The organism is Agromyces sp. NPDC056965, assembly GCF_042673425.1.
In the GTDB taxonomy this organism is placed as follows: domain Bacteria; phylum Actinomycetota; class Actinomycetes; order Actinomycetales; family Microbacteriaceae; genus Agromyces.
On sequence record NZ_JBHURI010000137.1, the window covers coordinates 1 to 5,979 of the forward strand.

A 5,979-nucleotide genomic window follows, 5' to 3' on the forward strand; every position below is an offset into this window, starting at 1 on the left:
GCGCGGGGGGGGCGCCCCCCGTCCTGCCGCCCCCCCCACTCCCACGTATCCACGGTGTTCGCCTGATCGGCGTAGCATCATGGAGTCGAACTCGCACAACGGTGAGGTTTCTTTCAACATGTCCACATTCGCAGAACGCAGGGCCTGATCCATGGCCGGCTATATCCTGCGCCGACTGCTGCAGGCGATCCCTGTCCTGCTCGGCACCACATTCCTGATCTATTTCATGGTCTTCGCCATGCCCGGCGATCCGATCGTCGCGCTGTTCGGCGACAAGACCCCGCCCCCTCAGGTCATCGAAGCCCTGCGCGAGCGGTACCACCTGGACCAGCCGTTCATCGTCCAGTACTTCATCTTCCTCGGCAACATCTTCAGGGGTGACCTCGGCGTCTCGTTCTCGGGTCAGCCGGTCTCCGAGATCCTGATGGCCACCTTCCCGGTGACGCTGCGCCTCGCTGCGATGGCGGTCTTCTTCGAAATGGTGGCCGGCATCTCGATCGGCCTCATCTCGGGCCTCCGCAAGGGCGGCATCTTCGACGCCAGCGCGCTCGTCGTGAGCCTCATCCTCATCTCGCTGCCGATCTTCGTGCTGGCGTTCGTGATGCAGTGGTTCTTCGGCATCTATCTGGGGTGGTTCAGAACCACGGTCGGGCCAGGGGCTCCAACGCAAGACCTGATATTGCCGGCCATCGTGCTGGCCACCATCAGCTTCGCCCAGATCGTTCGACTGACACGGGCGTCGGTCATCGACACTGACGGACAGGACTTCGTTCGCACCGCCGCGAGCAAGGGCCTCTCCCGTGGGCGCATCGTCCCCGTGCACATCCTGCGCAACTCGCTCATCCCCGTCGTCACCTACCTCGCCGTCGACTTCGGCACGCTGATGGTCGGTGCCACCGTGACCGAGGGCATCTTCAACGTGCCCGGTGTCGGCCGCACGCTCTACCAGGCGATCATCCGAGGTGAGGGGCCGACCGTCGTCTCCTTCGTGACGATCATGGTGCTGATCTACCTCGTGGTGAACCTGCTGGTCGATCTCCTGTACGCCGTTCTCGACCCGAGGATCCGTTATGCCAAGTAACACCAGACCAGACCAGCAGCACTACGTCGCTCCGCTGGAAGAGACGCCGCTCGTCGCCATCGACTCGGTCAAGGCCGAGGGCAAGCCCTCGAACCTCTGGACCGACGCGTGGAACGACGTGCGCAAGCGCCCGATGTTCTGGATCTCCTCCGTGCTGATCCTCCTCGTCGTGGTCGTCGCCCTGTTCCCCGGGCTGTTCACGCAGACGCCGCCGAACAACGGCTGCCTCCTCGCGAACAGCAACGCGGGTCCGACCGAGGGCCACCCGCTCGGCTTCACGAAGCAGGGCTGCGACATCTACTCGCGCATCATCCACGGCACGTCGACGTCGCTGGCCGTCGGCCTCATCGTCACGTTCCTCGTGGCGCTGCTCGGCATCGTCTTCGGCGCGTTCGCGGGCTTCTACGGCGGATGGCTCGACTCGGTGCTCTCGCGCCTGGGCGACATCTTCTTCTCGATCCCCTACATCCTCGCCGCCGTCGTCATCATGTCGGTGCTCTCGGCCTACCGGAACGTGTGGGTGATCTCGCTCGCGATCGGATTGTTCGCGTGGCCCGCGACGGCTCGTGTGCTCCGCGCCGAGATCCTGCGGGTGAAGAACGCCGACTTCGTCATGGCCTCCACGGCGCTCGGCGTCTCGCGGTTCCGCATCCTCGTGCGCCACGTGCTGCCGAACTCGATCGCACCGGTCATCGTCATCACGACCATCTCGCTCGCCTCGGCGATCGTCGCGGAGGCGACCCTGTCGTTCCTCGGCGTCGGGTTGCCGACCGACATCATGTCGTGGGGCAACGACATCAGCCAGGCGCAGACCTCGCTGCGTACCGCGCCCCAGACGCTGATCCTGCCCTCGATCGCACTGTCGGTCACCGTGCTGAGCTTCATCATGCTCGGCGAGGTCGTGCGCGACGCGCTCGACCCGAAGGCGAGGGCGCAGCGATGAGCGAGACTTCGAACGGATCGAACGTGCAATCAGAACGCGCCACCGGCGCCGAACGCCCGCTGCTCGAGATCAAGGATCTCCAGGTCGGCTTCAACACCCAGGACGGCCTCGTCAAGGCCGTCGACGGGGTCAACATCACCCTCTACCGCGGGCAGAGCCTCGCGATCGTGGGGGAGTCGGGCTCTGGCAAGTCGACGACCGCGCACGCGATCATCAACCTGCTTCCGGGCACGGGCCACGTCTCGGGGGGCCAGATCCTCCTCGACGGTCAAGACCTCACGAAGGCGTCCAAGAAGGACATGGAGGGCGTTCGCGGCCGCAAGATCGGCTTCGTCCCCCAGGACCCGATGTCGAACCTGAACCCCGTGTGGTCGATCGGCTTCCAGGTCGAGGAGGCCATCAAGGCCAACGGCATCGCCACGGGCCGCAAAGAGGTCAAGGCGCGCGCCGTCGAGGTGCTGAAGCAGGCGGGGCTCGGCGACGCCGACCGTCGCATGCGTCAGTTCCCGCACCAGTTCTCGGGCGGCATGCGTCAGCGCGTGCTCATCGGCATGGGCCTCGCGGCGAACCCGCAGCTGCTCATCGCCGACGAGCCGACGTCGGCGCTCGACGTCACCGTGCAGCGCGTCATCCTCGACCACCTCGAGTCGCTGACCCGCGAACTCGGCACGACCCTGCTGTTCATCACGCACGACCTCGGCCTCGCCGCAGAGCGTGCCGAGCAGCTCGTGGTCATGTACAAGGGCCGTGTCGTGGAGTCGGGCCCGTCGGTCGAGATCCTGCAGAACCCGCAGCACCCGTACACGCAGCGACTCGTCGCCGCGGCACCGAGCCTCGCCTCGCGCCGCATCCAGGCAACGGGTTCGATCTCGGCGGCCGAGTCGTCCATGGCCGAGGGCGCAGCGACCGCGGCGGGCGACTCGATCGACCTGATCGCGACCGCCGAGGCACGTGCCGAGGCACTCGCCGCAGCTCCTGCAGCGGCGCCCGCGATCGTCGTCGAAGACCTCACCAAGGTCTTCAAGATCCGCGGCTCCGGCGACTTCACCGCCGTCGACAAGGTCTCGTTCGAGATTCCCAAGGGCACCACCATGGCGCTCGTCGGCGAGTCGGGCTCGGGCAAGTCGACCGTCGCGAAGATGCTGCTGAAGCTCGAAGACGCGACGAGCGGCAAGATCGTCGTCGGCGGCAAGGACCTCGCGAGCGTGACCGGCAAGGAGCTCTTCAACCTCCGCAGCCGCATGCAGCCGGTCTTCCAGGACCCGTACGGTTCGCTGAACCCGCTTCGGAACATCGGCAACACCATCGCCGAGCCGCTGTTCACGCACAAGGTCGGCACCAGTGCCACGCGCCGTGAGCGGGTCTACGAGCTGCTCGACCAGGTGTCGCTGCCGCGCACGCTCATCAGCCGCTACCCGAACGAACTCTCGGGCGGCCAGCGTCAGCGCATCGCGATCGCGCGTGCGCTCGCGCTGAAGCCCGAGATCGTCGTGCTCGACGAGGCCGTTTCGGCGCTCGACGTGCTCGTGCAGGCTCAGATCCTGCGCCTGCTCGCCGACCTGCAGGCCGAACTCGGACTCACGTACCTCTTCATCACGCACGACCTCGCGGTCGTGCGTGTCATCGCCGACCACGTCTGCGTGATGCAGAAGGGTCGTATCGTCGAGGCGGCGACCACCGACGAGGTGTTCGACCACCCCCAGGAGCAGTACACGAAGGATCTCCTCGCGGCGATCCCGGGTGCCAGCATCGAGCTCGGCGCCTAGGCGACGAGCTCGAGACGCACAACGCGAGCGCCCGGCATCCGATCACTCGGAGGCCGGGCGCTTTCGCGTTCTCAGCTTCGCAGGGCGCGGGGCAGGGTACGCTAGAGGGGCGCACGCCGTCACTGCGGCATCCTGCGCTCCCCACAGACCTTCATCTCAGCGCTTCCACGCTGTCTCCGTGCGCTGAACTCTTGCTCGGGGGCGACGGGGGGCCGGCACCCTCGAGGACCCAACATGGCCAACGCCACCCGGAACGATCTGCGAAACGTCGCGATCGTCGCTCACGTCGACCACGGCAAGACCACGCTCGTCGACGCGATGCTCAACCAGACGAACTCCTTCGACGCGCACGCGCACGTCGAAGAGCGCGCCATGGACTCGAACGAGCTCGAGCGCGAGAAGGGCATCACGATCCTCGCCAAGAACACGGCGATCTCGTACAAGGGCAAGCACGCCGTCGACGGCCCGATCACGATCAACGTGATCGACACCCCGGGTCACGCCGACTTCGGCGGCGAGGTCGAGCGCGGCCTGTCGATGGTCGACGGCGTCGTCCTCCTCGTCGACTCGAGCGAGGGCCCGCTGCCGCAGACCCGCTTCGTGCTCCGCAAGGCGCTCGAGGCCCGCATGCCGGTGATCCTCCTCGTCAACAAGACCGACCGTCCCGACGCTCGCATCGACGAGGTCGTCGCCGAGAGCCAGGACCTCCTGCTCGGCCTCGCCTCCGACCTGGCCGACGACGTGCCCGACCTCGACCTCGACGCGATCCTCGACGTGCCGGTCGTCTACGCCTCGGGCCGCAACGGCGCAGCGAGCCACAACAAGCCCGGCAACGGCGAACTCCCCGACAACGACGACCTCGAGCCCCTCTTCGAGGCGATCCTGCAGCACATCCCGGCGCCGGTCTACGACGACGAGCACCCCCTGCAGGCCCACGTCACGAACCTCGACGCTTCGCCGTTCCTCGGTCGTCTCGCCCTGCTCCGTGTCTTCCACGGCACGATCAAGAAGGGCCAGACGGTCGCCTGGGTCAAGCACGACGGCAGCGTCCAGAACGTGCGCGTGACCGAGCTCTTCCTGACGAAGGCGCTCGATCGCTACCCGGCCGAGAGCGCCGGCCCGGGCGACATCGCCGTGGTCGCGGGCTTCGAGGACATCATGATCGGCGACACGCTCGCCGACCCCGAAGACGTGCGTCCGCTCCCGATCATCGCGGTCGACGAGCCGGCGATCTCGATGACGATCGGCACGAACACTTCGCCGCTCGTCGGCAAGGTCAAGGGCCACAAGCTCACCGCTCGCATGGTGAAGGACCGCCTCGACCGCGAGCTGGTCGGCAACGTCTCGCTCAAGGTCCTCGACATCGGCCGCCCCGACGCGTGGGAGGTGCAGGGCCGCGGCGAGCTCGCGCTCGCGATCCTCGTCGAGCAGATGCGCCGCGAGGGCTTCGAGCTCACCGTCGGCAAGCCCCAGGTGGTCACCAAGCAGATCGACGGCAAGGTGCACGAGCCGTACGAGCACCTCACGATCGACGCCCCCGAGGAGTACCTCGGTGCGATCACGCAGCTGCTCGCCGCCCGCAAGGGCCGCATGGACAACATGTCGAACCACGGCACCGGCTGGGTGCGCATGGAGTTCATCGTCCCGAGCCGCGGCCTCATCGGCTTCCGTACGGAGTTCATGACGACGACCCGCGGCACCGGCATCGCGAACGCGATCTCGCACGGGTACGACGCGTGGGCCGGCCAGATCGTGACCCGCAACAACGGCTCGATCGTCGCCGACCGCTCGGGCGTCGTGACGCCGTTCGCGATCATCGCGCTGCAGGAGCGCATGACCTTCTTCGTGAACCCGACCGAAGAGGTCTACGAGGGCATGGTCATCGGCGAGAACTCGCGCAACGACGACATGGACGTGAACATCACCAAGGAGAAGAAGCTGACGAACATGCGTCAGTCGACCTCCGACACGTTCGAGTCGATGACGCCCTCGCGCCAGCTCTCGCTCGAGGAATGCCTCGAGTTCGCCCGTGAAGACGAGTGCGTCGAGGTCACGCCGGCCGCCGTGCGCATCCGCAAGGTCGAGCTCGACGCGACGGCCCGTGCCCGCACGACGTCGCGCCTGAAGAAGCAGAACTAGCAGAAGCCGACGCAGACGAGCGGATGCCCCGGGGTCGAACGACCACGGGG

4 protein-coding genes are annotated in these 5,979 nt (G+C 66.9%); all 4 read left to right on the plus strand.

Going from position 1 to position 5,979, the window contains the following annotated elements:
- The first annotated feature begins 151 nt into the window (after nt 1-151).
- The 4 genes from ACFTQE_RS19715 to typA all read left to right on the plus strand — a co-directional run bounded on the left by ACFTQE_RS19715 (nt 152) and on the right by typA (nt 5,929).
- A complete protein-coding gene (locus ACFTQE_RS19715; RefSeq protein WP_376926663.1) occupies nt 152-1,081 on the plus strand; it encodes an ABC transporter permease in 930 nt (309 codons plus the stop codon).
- Entirely contained in the window at nt 1,071-2,024 is a 954-nt protein-coding gene (locus ACFTQE_RS19720; RefSeq protein WP_375837387.1) for an ABC transporter permease, read from the plus strand. Before ACFTQE_RS19715 ends, ACFTQE_RS19720 begins: the two co-directional genes overlap by 11 nt.
- Nucleotides 2,021-3,790, plus strand: a complete 1,770-nt coding sequence (locus tag ACFTQE_RS19725; protein ID WP_376926664.1) for a dipeptide ABC transporter ATP-binding protein — start codon at nt 2,021-2,023, stop codon at nt 3,788-3,790. The genes ACFTQE_RS19720 and ACFTQE_RS19725 overlap by 4 nt, the downstream gene beginning before the upstream one ends.
- Nucleotides 3,791-4,024: 234 nt before the next feature.
- Nucleotides 4,025-5,929: a translational GTPase TypA gene (gene typA, locus ACFTQE_RS19730; RefSeq protein ID WP_376926665.1), complete on the plus strand. Its 1,905-nt coding sequence runs from the start codon at nt 4,025-4,027 to the stop codon at nt 5,927-5,929.
- Nucleotides 5,930-5,979 lie beyond the last annotated feature (50 nt).